The sequence below is a fragment of the Turicibacter sanguinis genome, from assembly GCF_013046825.1.
Classification (GTDB): domain Bacteria; phylum Bacillota_I; class Bacilli_A; order MOL361; family Turicibacteraceae; genus Turicibacter; species Turicibacter sanguinis.
This window is the reverse complement of the sequence record NZ_CP053187.1, coordinates 2,891,776-2,910,217: the sequence shown is the minus strand read 5'-3', so window position 1 is coordinate 2,910,217 and position 18,442 is coordinate 2,891,776. Positions and strand designations below refer to the sequence as shown.

16 protein-coding genes and 1 riboswitch are annotated in these 18,442 nt (G+C 33.8%); of the genes, 15 read left to right on the top strand and 1 reads right to left on the bottom strand.

Translation table 11 applies throughout. From position 1 onward, the window contains the following. Positions 1 to 679: 679 nt before the first annotated feature. On the top strand, positions 680 to 2,179 hold the full coding sequence (locus HLK68_RS14065; protein WP_006783837.1) for a hypothetical protein: 1,500 nt from the start codon (positions 680 to 682) through the stop codon (positions 2,177 to 2,179). Between the two features lie 112 nt (positions 2,180 to 2,291). On the opposite strand, the gene HLK68_RS14060 is transcribed toward HLK68_RS14065, so the two are convergent. Next, entirely contained in the window at positions 2,292 to 4,979 is a 2,688-nt protein-coding gene (locus HLK68_RS14060) for an LTA synthase family protein (RefSeq protein WP_009606239.1), read from the bottom strand. Between the two features lie 751 nt (positions 4,980 to 5,730). Between HLK68_RS14060 and HLK68_RS14055 the strand changes: the two genes are divergently transcribed. The 14 genes from HLK68_RS14055 to HLK68_RS13990 all read left to right on the top strand — a co-directional run bounded on the left by HLK68_RS14055 (position 5,731) and on the right by HLK68_RS13990 (position 18,408). Beyond that, positions 5,731 to 6,972, top strand: coding sequence for a glycosyltransferase family 2 protein (locus HLK68_RS14055; protein ID WP_006783835.1), 1,242 nt, complete (start codon positions 5,731 to 5,733; stop codon positions 6,970 to 6,972). 2 nt (positions 6,973 to 6,974) lie between these two features. Next, the gene (locus HLK68_RS14050) at positions 6,975 to 7,745 is read left to right on the top strand and encodes a TMEM164 family acyltransferase (protein ID WP_006783834.1); all 771 of its coding nucleotides are present in this window, start codon (positions 6,975 to 6,977) and stop codon (positions 7,743 to 7,745) included. Between the two features lie 202 nt (positions 7,746 to 7,947). Further along, a complete protein-coding gene (locus HLK68_RS14045) occupies positions 7,948 to 8,568 on the top strand; it encodes a hypothetical protein (RefSeq protein ID WP_039930635.1) in 621 nt (206 codons plus the stop codon). Then, a complete protein-coding gene (locus HLK68_RS14040; protein WP_006783833.1) occupies positions 8,552 to 9,130 on the top strand; it encodes a GIY-YIG nuclease family protein in 579 nt (192 codons plus the stop codon). The genes HLK68_RS14045 and HLK68_RS14040 overlap by 17 nt, the downstream gene beginning before the upstream one ends. A 40-nt stretch (positions 9,131 to 9,170) precedes the next feature. Then, positions 9,171 to 11,117 carry a DUF2075 domain-containing protein gene (locus HLK68_RS14035; RefSeq protein ID WP_132942613.1) on the top strand — a complete coding sequence of 649 codons (1,947 nt, stop codon included), beginning with the start codon at positions 9,171 to 9,173 and terminating at the stop codon, positions 11,115 to 11,117. Positions 11,118 to 11,370: 253 nt separating this feature from the next. Continuing rightward, entirely contained in the window at positions 11,371 to 11,976 is a 606-nt protein-coding gene (locus HLK68_RS14030; RefSeq protein ID WP_006783831.1) for a hypothetical protein, read from the top strand. Between the two features lie 71 nt (positions 11,977 to 12,047). After that, on the top strand, positions 12,048 to 12,392 hold the full coding sequence (locus HLK68_RS14025) for a LiaF transmembrane domain-containing protein (RefSeq protein ID WP_006783830.1): 345 nt from the start codon (positions 12,048 to 12,050) through the stop codon (positions 12,390 to 12,392). 89 nt (positions 12,393 to 12,481) lie between these two features. Beyond that, positions 12,482 to 13,075 (top strand): hypothetical protein, encoded by a 594-nt coding sequence (locus HLK68_RS14020; RefSeq protein ID WP_006783829.1) that lies wholly within the window; start codon positions 12,482 to 12,484, stop codon positions 13,073 to 13,075. A gap of 112 nt (positions 13,076 to 13,187) precedes the next feature. Next, positions 13,188 to 13,577: a hypothetical protein gene (locus HLK68_RS14015; RefSeq protein ID WP_009606234.1), complete on the top strand. Its 390-nt coding sequence runs from the start codon at positions 13,188 to 13,190 to the stop codon at positions 13,575 to 13,577. A gap of 165 nt (positions 13,578 to 13,742) precedes the next feature. Then, positions 13,743 to 13,834, top strand: a riboswitch (glycine riboswitch). Between the two features lie 187 nt (positions 13,835 to 14,021). Then, complete coding sequence (locus tag HLK68_RS14010; protein ID WP_132942614.1) at positions 14,022 to 15,416, top strand: alanine/glycine:cation symporter family protein; 1,395 nt, start codon at positions 14,022 to 14,024, stop codon at positions 15,414 to 15,416. Between the two features lie 149 nt (positions 15,417 to 15,565). After that, the gene (locus tag HLK68_RS14005) at positions 15,566 to 16,729 is read left to right on the top strand and encodes a dicarboxylate/amino acid:cation symporter (RefSeq protein ID WP_006783826.1); all 1,164 of its coding nucleotides are present in this window, start codon (positions 15,566 to 15,568) and stop codon (positions 16,727 to 16,729) included. A gap of 121 nt (positions 16,730 to 16,850) precedes the next feature. Then, positions 16,851 to 17,159, top strand: coding sequence for a hypothetical protein (locus HLK68_RS14000; RefSeq protein WP_229040030.1), 309 nt, complete (start codon positions 16,851 to 16,853; stop codon positions 17,157 to 17,159). Further along, positions 17,140 to 17,328, top strand: coding sequence for a hypothetical protein (locus tag HLK68_RS13995; RefSeq protein WP_009606241.1), 189 nt, complete (start codon positions 17,140 to 17,142; stop codon positions 17,326 to 17,328). The genes HLK68_RS14000 and HLK68_RS13995 overlap by 20 nt, the downstream gene beginning before the upstream one ends. Before the next feature lie 342 nt (positions 17,329 to 17,670). Then, positions 17,671 to 18,408, top strand: a complete 738-nt coding sequence (locus HLK68_RS13990) for a hypothetical protein (protein WP_006783823.1) — start codon at positions 17,671 to 17,673, stop codon at positions 18,406 to 18,408. Positions 18,409 to 18,442: the final 34 nt, after the last annotated feature.

Here is an 18,442-nt window from a genome sequence, read left to right as displayed (position 1 = left end):
GCACTAAAGTCCTAATTCCTAATCCTTTTTGGATTAGAGTCGTGATCATTTATGAGATGAAAGCATCGTATGGCCTCCCAATCGTATGATATGCCTTTTCATCCATGAATTGAAAATGACTCAGTATTGGCCTGTATCCCAAAATAGGACAATACTTGTTAAATCATGTGAAGCAAGCAGATGGTTTTTTATTCTCCCAAAGTAGGAAATCATCGCTATCATCCTATTTGTTTATGAAAAAATTACCCAAATTCTTATGGTTCATAAACGAAAAAATACTCTAATAAAACATTACTCAATATCATTTAAAAGCTTTGATAAATGTTTAGTTTAAAAATGTGAATGAAACATTTTAAACTATATTTATCAGAGTTTTTTTTTGTTTAAGTTAAATCCACTCTATTTTAAGTAAGAGATCATGGTTAGCTGAATGAGATGATAACATCATTCAGTATGACGTGAGACTTACGATTGAGTAGGCCAAAAATGTAAAATTTATTATTTTAATAAGAAAAATATTTTAAGGATTGAAAATTTATTAATTATCTGTTTAAAAAAACAATAAAACAAAATCATAAGTTAGGTTTTATGGTTTTAAAGATAGGAAATGAAGGATTAGTATGGTAATATTATGTTATAAACTGTCAAAAAAAGGAATTTGATTCGAGGGAGAATAAACATGTATTTATCAGAAGTTGGGGCTCGTGATTATGAACAGTGGATTAGAGGAATTTTATTTAAATTAGAATATGACAATGGTCAAATTGAGGTTTATGCAAATGGTCATTTTATGGATGAAATGCCGTGTGAACAAGAATCTTATTTTAAATCAGCTGTGAATCATTACTTATGTCTTGTTAGAACTGGCCATGGCATTTATACTGTTCCGAAATTTGCGAGTAATGAAGAAGATTATTTTGTCTATGAGGTGGCATCATCAGAAGGTGAGTTGACGTACCTAGAAGATTATACTCATGTTGGATGGGGCATTGAGAAATTATCAGATGAAGAGTTAGCGTCTGGCGTCTTTTATCTTCCTAAAACGTCAGAAATCCTGCCTTCTTTGATTAAGAATAAGTGGTATACGATTATACACGGGTATTTTGAAGAAGAGACTTATGTTAAAAAGGTTTTGGTGCATCAGACGTTGGAAACGGTTGAATCTTATTTGCAAAGTGAACGTGCCATTAAGTCTTATTTAACGGGACATTTACAAATTTTTGATGAATCACGTGCTAGAAGATTACCGATTCAAGATATGAAGGCGTATATTTCACTAGAATGTAGTGATGGCGTAAATGAAATCTCTTTGTTACCTCGACTCTCTCAAATCGAGGTAAAAGAAAGTGGTCAGTTGTATTCGTTAACGGAACTGTCACAACATTACAGACTAGATGTGGTGGGGCTTGGATTACAACCTGTGGGTGTTTATAAAAAGATGGGGAGCCGTAACCGAAAGAAATGCGTTAAAGAAATTAAAGTATTTCATTTAGATGATATCCCTCAGTCTGCTCTTTGCCAATGTGGAGAGATGACATTAGAGAAGGGGAGATTAGAGGAGCGCCTTTGTTTAACGTGCTTAGAAGTTCGGAAACAAGTTGCACATGAACAAGGAAAATTACGACTCGAGTCGCAGTTTGAAAAATTTTTAAATGACCCAAATGCTTTAATTTTGATGGCATATGGAAATGAATCTAAACATTCTAAGATGATGACGCTCATTGATGTTGCGCTAGTGAATTTAGCGGGAGAAGTCGTGTATCAAACATTAGTTTATTCGAAACAACCACTGAGTGAAAAAGTGCTTGAGATGGGCTATGAAGAATCGATGTTTGAAAAGGCGCCTGATTTTTTAAGTATTAATGAAGAGTTACAAGCTCATTTAGTCGGAAAAAATTTATTATCTCATGTGATGACCAAGCGCGAAGGCGTTTTAATTCATACGTGTCGTCAAAATGGGGTGTGGTTAAATCAGTCTTATGAAACACTTTGCTTATTTCAATTAATTTATTATTGTTTTCATGATTTATATCCAAGTCCTGCAAAACTAGGAATTGAAGGTATTTGTGATTATTTCGATATCCCATATGTCTTTCCACGCAGTGCGAGTCGTGATGCATTAGCTATTTTAGAAATTGTTAAAAAGCTCGCTCAGAAAATGGATAGGGGAAGAAGATAGATGAGATATAAGGGAAAATTGTCAAAATAAAAAGCCAAATGAGGAGATTTCATTTACGGTGGAATAAGAAAAAAAGCGTATCAAGCCATTGCGATCTGATACGCTTTTTAGTTTACTCAGGGACATTGAAGAAAGTAGGAAGTAAGTCTTCTGAACCTTCTAAAATATCGTATTGAATTAATTCAAAGGTTAATAAAAGTTGTTGTTGTTTTGCTGTTAATTCATTAACTTGGTTTTGGTTAGCATCCATTTTAAAGTTGTTATGTAACACACTGAATTCTTCGTATAAATCAGATAAGAACATTTGGAAAGGTGTCAGTGGCAAATTAAGCTCTTTTAAGATTAGGGGAGCAATAAAGATTGGGCTGACATCATAAATGTTTTCAATGTTAAAGTCTTGGATGTTTGACATAATTAATAAAGGTGTTTCATAGAATAATTTAGCTGTCTGTGCATTTGGATCTTTATCAACGTATCCATGAGCAGCATGAATATCGGATGAGAAGTTGACTAAATGGTCTCCAAAGAAGACAACAACCGTTGGTTCATCATAGTTTTCAATTTTGGTAATAAAGTCTTTTAAGGCAGTATCTGTTTCTTTTAGACCCTCTGCATAAGTTTCCATTTCCTTGTTTTCAACTCCAGATGAATCTGTAACGGTTATGGACGTTGGACCGAATTTCTCATCAAAGATAGGGATGTGATTTTGCATGGTTAATCCATACGTGAAGGTAGGACCTTCTGTGTTTAGTAAATGGTCGTACATTTGATTAAATACGTATTCGTCTGTTACATATTTCCCACTATCAATATATTCAGGGGCTGTCATTTTATCAATTGACATAAATTCATCAAATCCAAGAGCTGGATAAACGAGACTTCGTTTATAGAAGGCTGCATTATTTGGATGAATCGCAATTGAAGAGTAACCTAAATCATCAAAGTAAGAGACAATCGATGGAATCTCTGTTTTTTGACTTAAAGCTTGTTGGAATGGGACGGTTCCTTCTAGTAATAAAGAGTTTGTAAAGCCAAGTAAAAATTCAAACTCAATATTTGCGGTACGGTTGCCTTTAAAAGGTGATAACATGTTCCCTGATGAATAAGTTTGCATGTATTGTCTTAAGTTAGGAAGTGGATCTTCACTAAATGTTAATTGATTAAACACAGTTGGATCACTTAATGACTCACTGACAATGACCATCACATTAGGTGTTTGGGTATTCGTTAAGTTTTGATTATATTCTTTTGCTTTTTCAGTATAATAATCAGTGATTTGTTGCATATTGGCTTCACTATAGTTTTCATTTTTAATCATCAAGTCGTTTTGAAGATTGGTGATAAATCCAAATAGGAAGCCATTTTGTTGATAGTTTGAAAGTTGGTTCCATTTTGAGAAATTCACTGTCTTAGTGACGATCGGATTCATGAATGTTTTATCGTAGTAAAAGGTTGAGGCGAGATAAAAAAGTGCTAAAACTAATCCAATGACACGGGATTTGAGTGTTAGTTTTGTTCCTTTACGTGTGAAGACGGAAAGAATAGCTAGACCAATGATGAAAGCCATTAATCCACCAATCAGAGCTGGCGATAAAATTTCTTTAACATAGCCTACGATTTCATCCATTTGCGATAACATAGACATATCTGACGGATAAATTGGTTCTCCAACGACAAGCATTTTATAGTAGTTCGCAATGCCAACGACAATTAATAAGAGGTTTGATAAGCTAATTGCTAAAATTAAGTGATTAAAAAGACAATATAATGCCAAACTAATACTAAAGACAATTGTTGAAGCCAAGAAAATTAAGTTGATATGATGTGCAATCCATGTCATGGTGATATCAAAGTTTGGGAAAAAGTAAATGATTTGCATCACTAAGATGGTCAGAATCGAAGTGAGTATTAAGTAGAAGAAAATACGAATCCACTTGATGAATGAATCATTGTGTTTCATTTTTACTTTTTTAAATAATCCGATTTCACTTCCCGTTATAGAAATGAAGAAGATCATTAATAATAGAGGACGATAAGAGACATTGGCAAGTCCGGTCCATTTAAATAAAGTGATGAGGAGGATAGGCAGTGCAGCATATCCAATGATTTCAGGTGATAAAGCTTCAACATTGAACCTTTGTGTCAGTTTGCCAGCAAAAGCCACCAGATAACTTAAAATGAGATAAAAAGCCATCAGCGAGCCCATATAAGCGAGGTTTAATAAAATAGGATAGTCGGGTGACACTTTAATTTTTAAATCGTTCTCTGTTGTACTATTTAAATGAATGGTTTTAACGAGATGATCGTTACGATAAATAGAAAGAGTTCCAGCTCCACTCGTTTTTAAAAGTTGGATGCCGATTAACTCATTTTTTAGGTTGGATAGAGTTAAAGGAGTACCATTAGAGCTTGCTAATGTTTCTTTAAAAATCCAATCATTGTCTGTCGTTAGAGTACTTAAATCCAAATTTTGATGATTTACATTCATTTGAGAAATTTGAACAGGTCCCTCACTCGCAACAAAACTTAATGAATAAGATTGTGTTAGAAAGGGTAATGGCCTCTCAATCGTAAAATTGAAATATGAGACACTAATTAAGGTGATTAAAAAAACAATAAGGTTTAGATTGGATTTATTTTTGACATTGATTTGCTTGGTTATGAAAAAATAAGCCACGCACCAAAGGGCTGTCACTAGGATACTTAATAGAAGTTGAGACGTTTGACTATTCGTCCAAGTGAGAATACCATAGGCTGTTAAGATTCCAATGCAAATCTTAAATAGATTAAACTGTTTCATTTTAAATCCCTCCTTCATAATCCGTTAATTAGAGTCTTGCATTTTGGCAAGCTTTTTTATTTAGATCATGAATTATAATCAAAGAATCATCCTATATTTTAAAGCATAATTCTTAGAAAAGATAGAAAAATGTCGAAAAAACTTACTGGTTTATTTTAGATTCCGTCAAAATCAAGATTAAAAATAAGAATACTTCATAGAAGATAGGTTAAGTTAAGGATAGAATCTTTTTTATCAATCCAAACTAAATGGACCTAAATTTTAATAAATGTATAAAAAATGTAGCAAAATAGTGAATATAGTAGTGATTTTGTATAGAAATGACGTGAACTATTGATTTGAAAGGCTAAGCTTTCTAAAATAAGTCTAGATGTCAGCAATGACACAAATTGTCGACGAGAATCGAAACTCAAAAATTAACTTATTTTTAAAACAGATTCTAATCTTTTTAATTAGAATAATGAATTCTTGCACCAATATTGAAAATAGAAAGCGCTTGTTTATAGAATGTTTAAGTTAATGTGTTGTCAATTCAATAAAATATTGTTATCATGTATGTTTGTCACAATCGCTCGAATTTTAAACAGAAAGAGGATTGTCAAATAGAGTGATTTTGAGATGTCTTTATTTTAATGTGAGATAGAGCCATGTCAAATAAATCTGTTTCAACACCTATTATGATGAAGATTAAAGAGCTAACTTAAACGAATACAAATGACAACCATGTCTAAGTCATATTGAGGAGAGATTTATGGAAAAACTAATAATGATTAACTTTACGGTGGCAGCAATTTTTTTCGTCTGTTATTGTTATCAATTCCTATATGTAGCAACGGCCTTAGTTCAAAAAGATAAACCGCATAAAGAAGAAAAAGCTCATCATTTTGCCGTCTTAATCGCTGCACGAAATGAGGCAGAAGTGATTGGCCATTTGATTGAGAGTATTCAGGCACAAACGTATCAAAAGGGCAACGTAACGGTTTTTGTTGTCGCAGATAATTGTACGGATAATACCGCTCAAATTGCAAGAAATCTAGGAGCCGTCGTCTATGAACGCTTTAATCAAGATAAAATTGGTAAAGGCTATGCGATGGAATATTTACTAGACCAGATGGAAAGAAACAATGAGCGTTTTGACGGATATTTTGTTTTTGATGCGGATAATGTTTTGGATCAAAACTATATTTTAGAAATGAATAAAACGTTCTCCGATGGTTATGACATCATCACGAGTTATCGTAACTCCAAAAACTTTGGTGATAATTGGATTTCAGCGGGATACGCCATCTGGTTTTTATGGGAATCAGAATATTTAAATCGAGGACGTATGTTACTTGGAACAAGTTGCGCTGTCTCTGGAACAGGCTTCTTCTTTAGTCGTCGTATTATTGAAAAATATGACGGATGGAAATTTTTCTTGTTAACAGAAGATATTCAATTCACCGTAGATAATGTTCTTTCAGGCGAAAAAATTGGGTATTGCCGAAATGCCGTCTTATATGATGAGCAACCAATTAAATTCAAACAATCATTTAGACAACGTCTTCGTTGGGCAAAAGGATTTTTCCAAGTCTTTCGTCAATATGGTGGGAATTTAATGAAGGGGGCGCTTCGAAAAAACTCATCATGCTTTGACATGTTTATGGTCATTAGCCCAGCTATCTTCTTAACTATTTTTAGTATTTTATTTAATGGATTGGCTCTGTTATTGGGGGATTTCTCGCGTTATGAAGTGGCTGTTATTATTCGTAGTTTACAGCAAATGATTATTAATATTTACTTTACGTTAGTTGCCATCGGAGCGTTAACAACGTTTACGCAGTGGAATAAAATTCACACGACGAACTTCAAAAAAGTTCTGTATATTTTCACATTCCCATTATTTATGTTAACGTATATTCCTATTACGATTACGGCTTTATTTAAAAAAGTGGAATGGAAACCCATTGAACATAGTAAAGCAAAAACAATAGCTGAAATTAAGGAGGGATAAGGATGCTAAAACAAATGAGTTCGGCATTTTTTGCGCCATTGGATCAATATCCAAGTGCAGGGATGTTTACAAGCGCCCATCTTATCTCATTATTGGTTTGTTTTGTGATAGTAGGTGTGTGTTTACTTGCCTCAAGAAAGATGCAGTGGAAAACAGTGATGAAGTTAACCAAAATCTTAGCGGTTATCATCACCCTTCTCGAGCTCATTAAAATTGGCTATAACTTTTATTTCGGCTATACCTGGTTAGATGCATGGTTCCCATTATCGTATTGCTCATTGTTTATATATGCGTTATGGCTTAGTGGCTATGGAAAAGGCGTGTTTAAAAAACTCGGTGATGCATTTATTATCATGGGTGCTTTACTTGGGGGAATTGGATTTTTAATTTTCCCGACAACGTCACTCATGAGATATCCCATTTGGCATTACTTATGTTTATACAGTCTGTTCTTCCATACGGCTATGATTTATTTAAGCTTTATGTATTTAAAACAGCAAAAAACTTTAGTAAACCGAAAAACTTATGTTTATTTTAGTGTTTATTTTATGATAGGAGCCATGATATCAATTATCTTAAATGTTTTATTTGGATCAAACATTATGTTACTTCGAGAACCCTTTAATGTTCCATTTGCCTTTGTTCATGAAATTCAAAAACATAGTCAAGTCGCTTATACGCTACTGGCTATGCTAGCTTACTTAGTTGGACCTGCCCTATTTTCATTGATTGTCAAAATAATCTTGGCTCGTCAAACAAGAAAATTTAATTAATACAAAAAAACGTCTCACATTGTTGAGACGTTTTTTTTTGTATTCCACACTTTGTTCATGAGAAATAATAAACCAAAGACTTTCTCTAAATAGGAGGAGTCTTTTTGAAAATTGAATTGATAATTACCCGTATAATTCTTTTGCATGTAAAATTATGTGATAAACTATTATTAGAAGAAATCAGAAAAGGGGGAATATGTAGATGGTATTGTCTTATGAACAAGTTATAAATCGACTGAATAAATGGTATTATAATGAGGTTTTTATTGCAGTTTTATACATGGGATGGTTTTTATTTTTTTCATTAATTTTTGCCGTAATATTAAGTTTTAAAAAATCACAACTTTTGAAGATGGTGAATAGATTAAATAAAGAAATTATTAATTATGAAGCACATTTAAGTCATCTAATTTATCAAATAGAAAATAAAGAAGTTATGATTAACGAAATAATAAAAGATGCTGAAAAACAAGCAGTAGAGTCAATAACAGATTTACTTAATGAACAATTAAAACAAAAAGAAGAATTAAAGAAATTAGAAGATGAAATAGAAAATGCCACAGCTAAGGTCGACAAAGTAGAAAAACAAATTAATACTCAAACAAATAAATTAGAAAAAATAAAGAAATTATATAGAGCAGTAGAATACTCTATTAATAATTATCAAGAGTTATCGGAATTAGAGTCACTTGAGTTAGAAGACTTGTGTCCAACAGTTGTGTTGAAAATCCATTCTATGGATGTGAAATCTTTAAGAAAAGCCTATAAAGAAAATGAAAAAACTATTAATGAGTTATTGATTAAATATGAAGCAAGAAGTTGAGGAGAGAAAACAACTTGAACAACAAAGAAAACAGGTTGAAAAGGAAGAGGCTAAATATATTGGAGAGATTAATAAAGTTAAAGAGCTATTGTTAATTACGGATAATCAAGATAAATTATCTCAATTAAATAATAAAATTGAAGAGTTACAAAGACAATTGTTTGATGTTGAGCAGAAGAAAGACGATATTATAAAACGTCAAAATGGAAAAGCTGGAAATGTGTATATAATTAGTAACTTAGGGTCGTTTGGAGAGAATATTTTTAAGGTGGGTATGACAAGAAGGTTAGAGCCTATGGATAGAGTAAAGGAATTAAGTGATGCCAGTGTGCCTTTTATGTTCGATGTACATAGCTTCATTTTTTCAGATGATGCAGTTGCTTTAGAACAAAAATTACATAGTATTCTTGAAAAAAATAGGGTTAATAAAATTAATCTAAGAAAAGAATTTTTTAATGTATCAATTGATGAGTTAGAAAAAATAGTTACAGAAATTGATCCAACGGCAGAATTTAATAAAACTATGATTGCTGAAGAATATAGACAGTCTCAAGTAGTGTAGAATATAATGAGTTAACTATGACATTTAGGAGTAAATATAAATGATAGTATATGAAGCAACAAAAAGTGAATTTTTAAACCATATTTTAAATGATGAATTAACGATGAAAATTTATGAGAATTATCAGAAAAAGATAGGACGTACATCAAAAAATGAAATACGTTCTTGGGATAATTCGATGCAATATATGTATAAGGTTTTAAGTACAGATGACATTCCTAGTGAAGCAGGCGTAGCCATTGAGTATAAGGTGCCAACCACTTCAAAGCGAATTGATTTCATTTTAACTGGAATGGATGAGCAAAAAAATGATTCTGTTGTTATTGTGGAACTCAAGCAGTGGGAAAGTTCTGAATTAGTTGAAATGAAGGATGGAATTATTAAAACTCGATTTGCTCATGGAGTAACTGAAACAGCCTATCCATCGTATCAAGCTTGGTCATATGCAAGTTTAATTGAAAATTATAATGAATCAGTTCAAAATGGGGAGGTAAGTTTATATCCTTGTGCCTATTTACACAATTATGTTCTTGAAGAGAATGATGCTTTAATAAACGAACATTACCAAGATTATATTGACCGTGCCCCTGTCTACGTAAAAGGTGATGTATTAAAACTTAGATCATTTATTCAGAAATATATTAAACTTTCCGATCGAAAGCGTATTTTATATAAAATTGAAAATGGAAAAATTCGTCCTTCAAAGTCTTTACAAGATTCATTAAATTCAATGCTTCAAGGAAATCAAGAATTTATTATGATAGATACTCAAAAAGTGGTGTATGAAGAGGCACTAGAGTTAGCTCGCGATTCTTATCGTAGTAATAAGAAAAATGTGTTAATTGTTGAGGGAGGGCCAGGCACAGGTAAATCTGTTCTTGCTATAAATCTCTTAGTTAAATTGACATCAGAGGAGATGGTAAGTCAGTATATTACGAAAAATAGTGCGCCTCGTTCGATTTATTGTGAGAAACTTCAAGGAAATCATAAAAAATCATACATAAATAATTTATTTAAAGGTTCAGGGTGTTATTATGAATCTGATAAAAATGAGTTTGATGTTTTAATTGTGGATGAAGCACATCGGTTAAATGAAAAGTCTGGGATGTTTAAAAATAAAGGAGAAAATCAAACAAAAGAAATTATTAATGCCGCTAAATTTTCAATCTTCTTTATAGATGAAAATCAAAGGGTAACAGTATCAGATGCGGGGAGTAAAGAGGCCATTAGATTCTTTGCAGGTCAGTTAAATGCGGATGTTTATGAAATGAAATTAGATTCTCAATTTAGATGTAATGGAGCAGATGGATACCTGTCTTGGTTAGATGATGTATTAGAAATTAAACAAACGGCAAACTTTGATGGATTCGAATTTGATTATGATATTAAAGTGGTGGATGATCCGAATGTCATGAGAGACCTAATTGAAAAGAAAAATGTGATTAATAATAAAGCACGAATTGTAGCGGGATATTGTTGGGAATGGAAAAAAGACGGTCGTAATAATACGAATCATAAAGATATCGAAATTAAAGAGCATCATTTCGGAATGAGTTGGAATTTAGGAAACTCATCAACATGGGCCATTGATCCAACCTCAGTGAAAGAAGCAGGATGTATTCATACCTGTCAAGGACTTGAATTCGACTATGTTGGTGTGATTATTGGGGATGATATGCGTTATGAAAATGGTCAAGTTGTAACAGATTTCTTTAAACGAGCTAGCACCGACCAATCCATTAAAGGATTAAAAGGAATGTATAAAAAAAATCCTGAAGAAGCTTTAGAGTTAGCAGACAAAATCATAAAAAATACATACCGAACCTTAATGACTCGTGGACAAAAAGGATGCTATATTTATTGTACCGATCACAACTTAAGTATCTATTTGAAAAAACGTTTAAATCAAACTGATAAAGTAATTCGCTATATTCCAGTAGCGGATACCTATGGATGGTCAATGGCAGCAGAAGATGAGTTAGAATAATAACAGCCAAGGAGTATTTAAAGGGAAATCTTTTGATAAAAAGATTTTGCTCAACTCTTGAGGAATATTTACAATCGGTAAATTTTCTATAAGGAATTAAGATTATTATTGAAAAACTAAGTTTAAAAGAGATTGAATCAAATGAAAGACTTTCAGCTTCTATAAGAAGATGGGAGTCTTTTTTTTAGGTTTAAGTCGAGGGAAAATGGGGGATATTAAGTAGGAATAGTTAGTGAATAGAGGAGGTGATGAAATGGGATGGAAATGTTTAAAACAGGTTTTAATTATGATGATGATCATTCTACTAACGGGGTGTGGTTCATCGAGAGAACCGATTAAAAGCGCGGTTTCAAGTGCTTTAATTGGGGTTCAAAATTATGATGAGAGAACGGTTGAAAAATATTTTGGGGTTAATATTTTAGATCCTAACACGTTTTTAGATGCCAAAATTACGAACGATATCCCGTTTGATCGAATGATGCCTCAAGTGGTTGAACGGTTTAATTTTAGAATTTTAGATGTTGAAGATGAAGGGGATTGCGCTATCGTTTACACGGAAATGACAAATGTAGACATGGACAAAGTCATGCCATTATTTTATATCGAAATCTTCAACCGTTTATTCTCAAATGCAACGTTATATGAAGAGGGGCATCCCAATCAAGAAGAATTAAATGAGGCTTATCATCAAATCATGACGTATCTGATTCATAGCGAGGAGAGGGAAATGATGACAACGACGGTCGAGGTTCATCTTATTTATGAAAAGGATTCGTGGAAGATTGTTCTCGATGAAGCTGTATTAAATGGAATATATGGGGGACTATTAACGTTTTTTGATGAGGATGAAGGAGTTTAATAAAGAAATTAGGTCACTTTTTGACAGTATCTAACATATAGTGTAGTAAATACAAGTTAGGGGCGATTGTTATGAGTTTGAAACTATCGGATTTAATTTGGGGATTAGCACTCATTATTTTAGGAATTGGAGTAGGGGGTGATGTTTTAAGGATTTGGGATTTTAGTGTGTTCTTTAGTGGATTTTGGGCATTTTTTATCATTATTCCGTGTGGAGTTCATATTTTTGAAAACGGTATTCGACGTGGAAATCTCATCGGTCTCGGGATTGGAGTCTCCTTTTTATTATGTCAATGGATTCCGACTATGGAGATGTTACTAGTTCCTATGATATTGGTGGTGATAGGGATGGCATTACTCATTGTTCCATCTCGTAGAGAAGATTTAGATGATCAAGATGAAGAAAAAAGAGATTAGCGTAACTAATCTCTTTTTTACAGGCAATGGCTATAAAATCCTTTAAAAAAGTCTATAATGAATAAAAAGATAGGATAAGGGTGTGAGTCATGAAAAAATGGATTTGGATAATCATTGCCGTCTTAGTGGTCGTTGGCGGGGTTGGATATATAAAATTTCAGCAAGTATTTCCGGAATTAACCGTAAAAGTGATGTTTGATAAAGTTCAAGAAGATGATTATGCTTTAATTTTAAACTCGGATGAGCTTACTTTAACGGATCAAGAGCGGGATTTATTACAATCTGTTTTATCAACGATCAGCTATGAGATAAAAGGATCACGGATTGAAGGACAGGAAGCGTATGTCACAGTCGATTTAACCTTTGTTGATGTACTGCAACTGATTATTAATGAACGCCTGACGATTTTAAAACAAGTCTTGACCAATTTCTTTGGAACAATTGATGATATCTTCAATGGACGAGGCCAAGACATGTTAGTTAATACCATTTTGAGTTTAATGGAAAATGAACAAATTGAAAAGCCTATGATGAGCAAGACCATTGATCTGCCGCTCAAGAAACAAAAAGGATTGTGGGTCCCAGATCTCACCGAAGAATGGTTAAATGAGACGTTTAAAATTCCTACTCAAGAACAGATTTTAGATAAATTAAAACAAGGTATTCTTGGATTCGTATCGTGATGAACGAGTAGAACTTTAAATTAAGGAACAATCAGCTAAAATAAAAGCTTTTTAATGTTTCAAAGATGAGGTTTAGGTTCATCATGCAAAGGATATTAAAAGAGGTGAAAAAATGAATCGACGATTAATCATGGGGATCTTGATTGTCAGTTTTTTAATCGTGGGAAAAGTGGGACGATTAAGAGAGGTTCCATCTCCACGAAAAAGTTTAGATTCACTGATGTATCAAGTCCAGGAATTAGAGATGACGTTGTTAACAAGTACCGATTCAAATTTTGAGAATAAAAATTTTTCTTTAACCTATGATGTTATTGATATCACAGAAGAAGGCGATTTAGCGCAGATTTGGATGGTGGTTCAGCAGGATGGTCAAAAAGCAAAGGAATTAAGGGTGATGTTTAAAAAAGGAGATGACTCATGGATTCCAATGGTTTCAGCTGAAGAAATGATGAGCAAAATCTCAGTTCAGTCAGTTTCTATTTCTGAAAACGATGCTAAATAAAATTTATTAGACTCATTCCTCTTGCAAAATACGACAAGATGAGTTATTCTAATTTTAATTTAATGAAAATACACCGGTTGAAGTTTTATAGAAGAGTTTCCAATTTGGAACACCGAAGGAGTCATACTCTCAGGTACTTGATTAATCAAGTGAGGACTGTAAAGCGGACGGAACTCTGGAGAGACCTATTTGAATAGGCGCCGAAGGGGCAAGGCAATCTCGCTCAATCTCTCAGGCAAAAGGACAGGGATGAATAGTATTTTTTGGGAACGCATTTTTTGTGTTACCCTTCTTTTTACTAACGTCAAACTCCAGAGTCATCTTTAAAAAGGTGACTCTTTTTGTTTGTTGGGGTAAAATAACAGGAATTTCCCAGGAAATCGACATATTATTTCCCTTCTTTTTTAAAACAACCAGTTGGGTGTAAAAAAAGGAGTGTTAGTGATGAATTTTGTACAGTTATTAGATCAAATGAATCGTTTTGTTTGGGGACCTCCACTGCTAACGTTGTTAGTTGGAACGGGGGTCTTATTAACCGTTCGTTTAAGGCTAATTCAATTATTTAAATTACCTCAAGCGGTGAAGTTAATTTTTAAAGCAGATAATAAAGGTGAAGGGGATATTTCTTCTTTTGGTGCGTTATGTACAGCGTTAGCTGCAACGGTTGGAACAGGAAATATTATTGGAGTGGCGACTGCGATTTCAGCGGGAGGACCAGGAGCACTTTTTTGGATGTGGTTAGCTGCGTTCTTTGGCATGGCAACGAAGTATGCAGAAGGCGTATTAGCCATTAAATATCGTGAAGTGGACGAAAATGGAAACGTAGCGGGAGGACCGATGTATTACATTGTAAATGGAATGGGGAAAAAGTTTAAACCATTAGCCATATTCTTTGCTTTTAGTGGGATTTTAGTGGCTTTACTTGGTATTGGAACGTTTACGCAAGTCAATGCGATTTCTTCAAGTATTCAAAGGACATTAAATGTTCCTGCAAAAATCACTGGACTTTTATTAGCTGTCTTAGTTGGGATTATTACGTTTGGTGGGATTACGGCTATCTCAAAAGTTGCAGAAAAAGTGGTGCCTGTGATGGCAGGGGCTTATATTATCATCTGTCTTATTATTTTAATCGTGAATTATCAGTTCATTCTGCCAGCTTTTCAAATGATTTTTGGTGGTGCTTTCACACCATCAGCCGCAATGGGCGGTTTTTCAGGAGCAACGATAGCAATGGCTATTCGAAATGGGGTCGCGCGTGGCGTATTTTCAAATGAGTCAGGTCTTGGAAGTGCACCGATTGCAGCAGCAGCTGCTAAAACTCATTGGCCAGCTGAACAAGGGTTAATTTCGATGACGGGAACTTTTATCGATAGTCTCATTATTTGTACATTAACGGGTTTAAGTTTAATCGTAACAGGTGTCTTTACGGTTGAAGGGATTTCGGGTGGTGCTTTAACAGAAGCTGCATTTAATTCTGTGTTACCGACTGTCTGGGGGATGCCTTTAGGTTCTTTACTTTTAATGGTGTGTTTATCGCTGTTTGCTTTTACCACGATTTTAGGATGGAACTATTATGGCGAGCGTTGCTGTGAATTTTTATTCGGTGTGAAAAGTATTACGCTATATCGTATTCTTTTCATCATCATGATTGGACTTGGAGCTTTCTTACAATTAGATGCAGTTTGGTTAATAGCTGATATTGTGAATGGATTAATGGCTTTACCGAATTTAATTGCGTTAATCGCTTTAAGTGGGGTTGTGGTAGCTGAAACCAAACGTTATTTAGCTTATCTTAAACAAGAGGAGATACATGATCTTCACGTTAAAGTGAGGTCATAACCCAATTTGATAAAAAAAAGAAGGAATCTCAGAATTAGAGATTCCTTTTAAATTTAAAAAAATATGTTATTTTTGGTAATAAAATGTTGAAAAAATTGTAAATTTTGAGATAATAGTAACAATATTTCAAAAGAAGTGAGGGAAGAAGCATGAAAAAGATGCCATTAATTTTACGTATTTTAATTTGGTTAATCATCGGAATCAGTTTGGGGGTGATGTGTCGCACCACCGAGTTGAGTTTACCGATTGCCATCATGGCGACTTTCCGAAGTCTATTTGGAGCGTTTATTTCGTTTGTGATTCCATTAATTATTATTGGACTGATTGTTCCTGGGATTGCATCGCTTGGAAATCAATCAGGAAGAAGTTTATTTCTAACAACGGTACTGGCCTATGTTTCAACGATTAGTGCAGGATTTTTGGCTTTCGTAATTGGAAAATTATTATTACCTTCTTTAATAGGAGGCATTAGCTTATTTACGGAAGATGGCATCACGATTACCCCGATTTTTACGATTGAAATGCCAGCGATTATGGGAGTGATGAGCGCACTAGTTTTAGCATTTTTACTTGGAATTGGGCTTTCAACTCGTAAAGAAAGTTCTTTATTTAAAGTCTGTCAGGATTTTAGTGAGATTATGATGTCTGTGATTTCAAAAGTGATTGTTCCGATTGTTCCCATCTATATTGGTTCGGTTTTTGCAGAACTCAGTTATAGTGGAACCATTTTCACAACGATTAAATCTTTTTTAATGGTTTATCTTGTCTTATTTGGATTGCAGGTTTTATATCTAATCATTTTATATACGGTAGCTGGGGGAATTAAACGTAAAAATCCATTTCGATTATTAAAAAATATGTTCCCCGCTTATTTAACAGCTGTTGGAACGCAGTCATCGGCTGCAACGATTCCGATTACGCTCGAATGTGCAAAATCGAATGATGTGGATGAAGAAGTTTGTGAATTTGTGATTCCATTGTCTGCAACCATTCATATTGCGGGTGATACCATGACATTAGTGTTAACCTCGATGGCCATTTTGTTATTAAATGGACAATCCCCAACACTAGCGATGTATATTCCGTTTATTTTAATGTTAGGGATTATGATGATTGCGGCACCTGGTGTTCCAGGAGGTGGTGTGATGGCGGCTCTTGGGTTACTCGAATCCATGCTTGGATTTGGAAGTTTTGAGAAGCCATTGATGATTGCTTTGCATGCGGCACAAGATAGTTTCGGAACGGCTACTAATGTCACTGGAGATGGGGCAATGGCCATCTTTGTGGAAAGATTAATTAAACGTAAACGATAGAAGAGCGAATTTTCGCTCTTTTTTTGGTTAAAAAGGGATCGTTTTTCATGAAAATTCATATTTATGTCAAAAAAACAATAAAATTTAGAGAACTGAATTTTAAGATATTGGAGTGATTGAAGTGAGGTGGGAGGGTTTTTCTGAAATAGGTCGCTTTATCTTAATTGTAGGACTTTTGATTTTGATAGTTGTGACGTGTGTTGGGATGGTTATGTGTGAGTTTGAATTGTTGCTCGATAGAGGAAGTACCCTAAGTGCCAAAGAAATGAGAGCATGTCTTCAAGAGCGGGAGGAGATTGTTTTAAAAGGCAGTCAATTAGCGATGGATGAGTACCGAGCGATTTATATTGAAGATAAGAAAGTGGGATATGCACGACTTGAAATGTCATCTTTTTTCGAGGCGAATGTGTATGTGTACCGTGAATCATGAATTGGTGAGTTATTTTGAGAGTGTTCAGAATCAGCTGTTATTTCAGGGGCTTAATGAAGCGGGTTTAGTGTCAGGTTATGTGTTAGAAGATGAGGAGAATTATGTGTTTTATTCACCAAATTTAGAGGTGATTGCAACGAGTGAAAGTAAGGAACCTCGGCAAATTTAAAATTTGTCAGGAGCGTGTTTATTTGAAGTGCAGTATCGTTATAATTTTTGGCGTAATGAACAACAATATGAGATTAAAAGAGGTGAGGATTCAGAATTAGATTTGATGTTTGTCATCTGGATGATTTTTAGGATGGAGGTTGAGTAGCATGAAGAAAGGGAGGGTTAAATTTATGTGTCATCGCATATATTAGTATAAAGGAGGAAAAGAGATGGCAGAATAATAAGCATCGTACTAGGTATTCATGAGGTCTCTTTTAACTAACTTTTATTGTACAATTTAAAAAACCATCCCAAGCGAAAAGGTGATGCTAGTTAATAGATATGGATGGGAGGAATAGCAATGGATTTTTCTAATCTTAAATCGTTAAAATCGTGTTCACTTGAAGAGGTTAAGGAACGGTTAGGAGCTTCAAAGAAAAAAACAGAACTCTATGTTAGTGAAGTTAATCCAGATGAGTTTGCGAAATTTCAATTTTCACCTCAAGTTGAAGTCGACGTCACGATGACGAGTCATATCTTTGAAAAATCGGATTCCTACTTTTATCATTTATTTCATGAAGTTTTATATCGGTCCTTAAAAATTGAGGTTGACTTAGAACGAATTCAATTAGTGAAGGAATTAAAATTTTTAGCGACTCTGATTTTGGTTGGATTGACGCTTGTTTTTTTAATTGTTTCTCTTCGTTTTCCATTTAAAGTCGGACTTTTTGTTTTAATTACGATGGTCTGTGGTGTCTTATATTATTTATGTTGTCAAAAACCTGAGTTATCTGTGACACATATTGAACGACGAACGAATTTTAAAATTATTAATGAGACGTGGCTTGAACAGTTACCTTCTCTTTATGTAGTTGATCAAACAGAAGTCTATCTTGGAGGAAATTTACTCACCGGCAATAGTGAAGATTTAAATCAACCGTTTTATAAGGTAGAATCACAAGAGGAATGTTTAAAGTTAATTGATTTATACCGTATCTGCGTTAAAGAATCTTCTTACATCGATGATACAGTCTTGATTGGGTATTATTTTGAATTATTACAAGGGGTGGAAGGAGAGGTTCTTACCGAAATGGAATAAAACCATGATAATCATGGTTTTTTTATTTGTTATC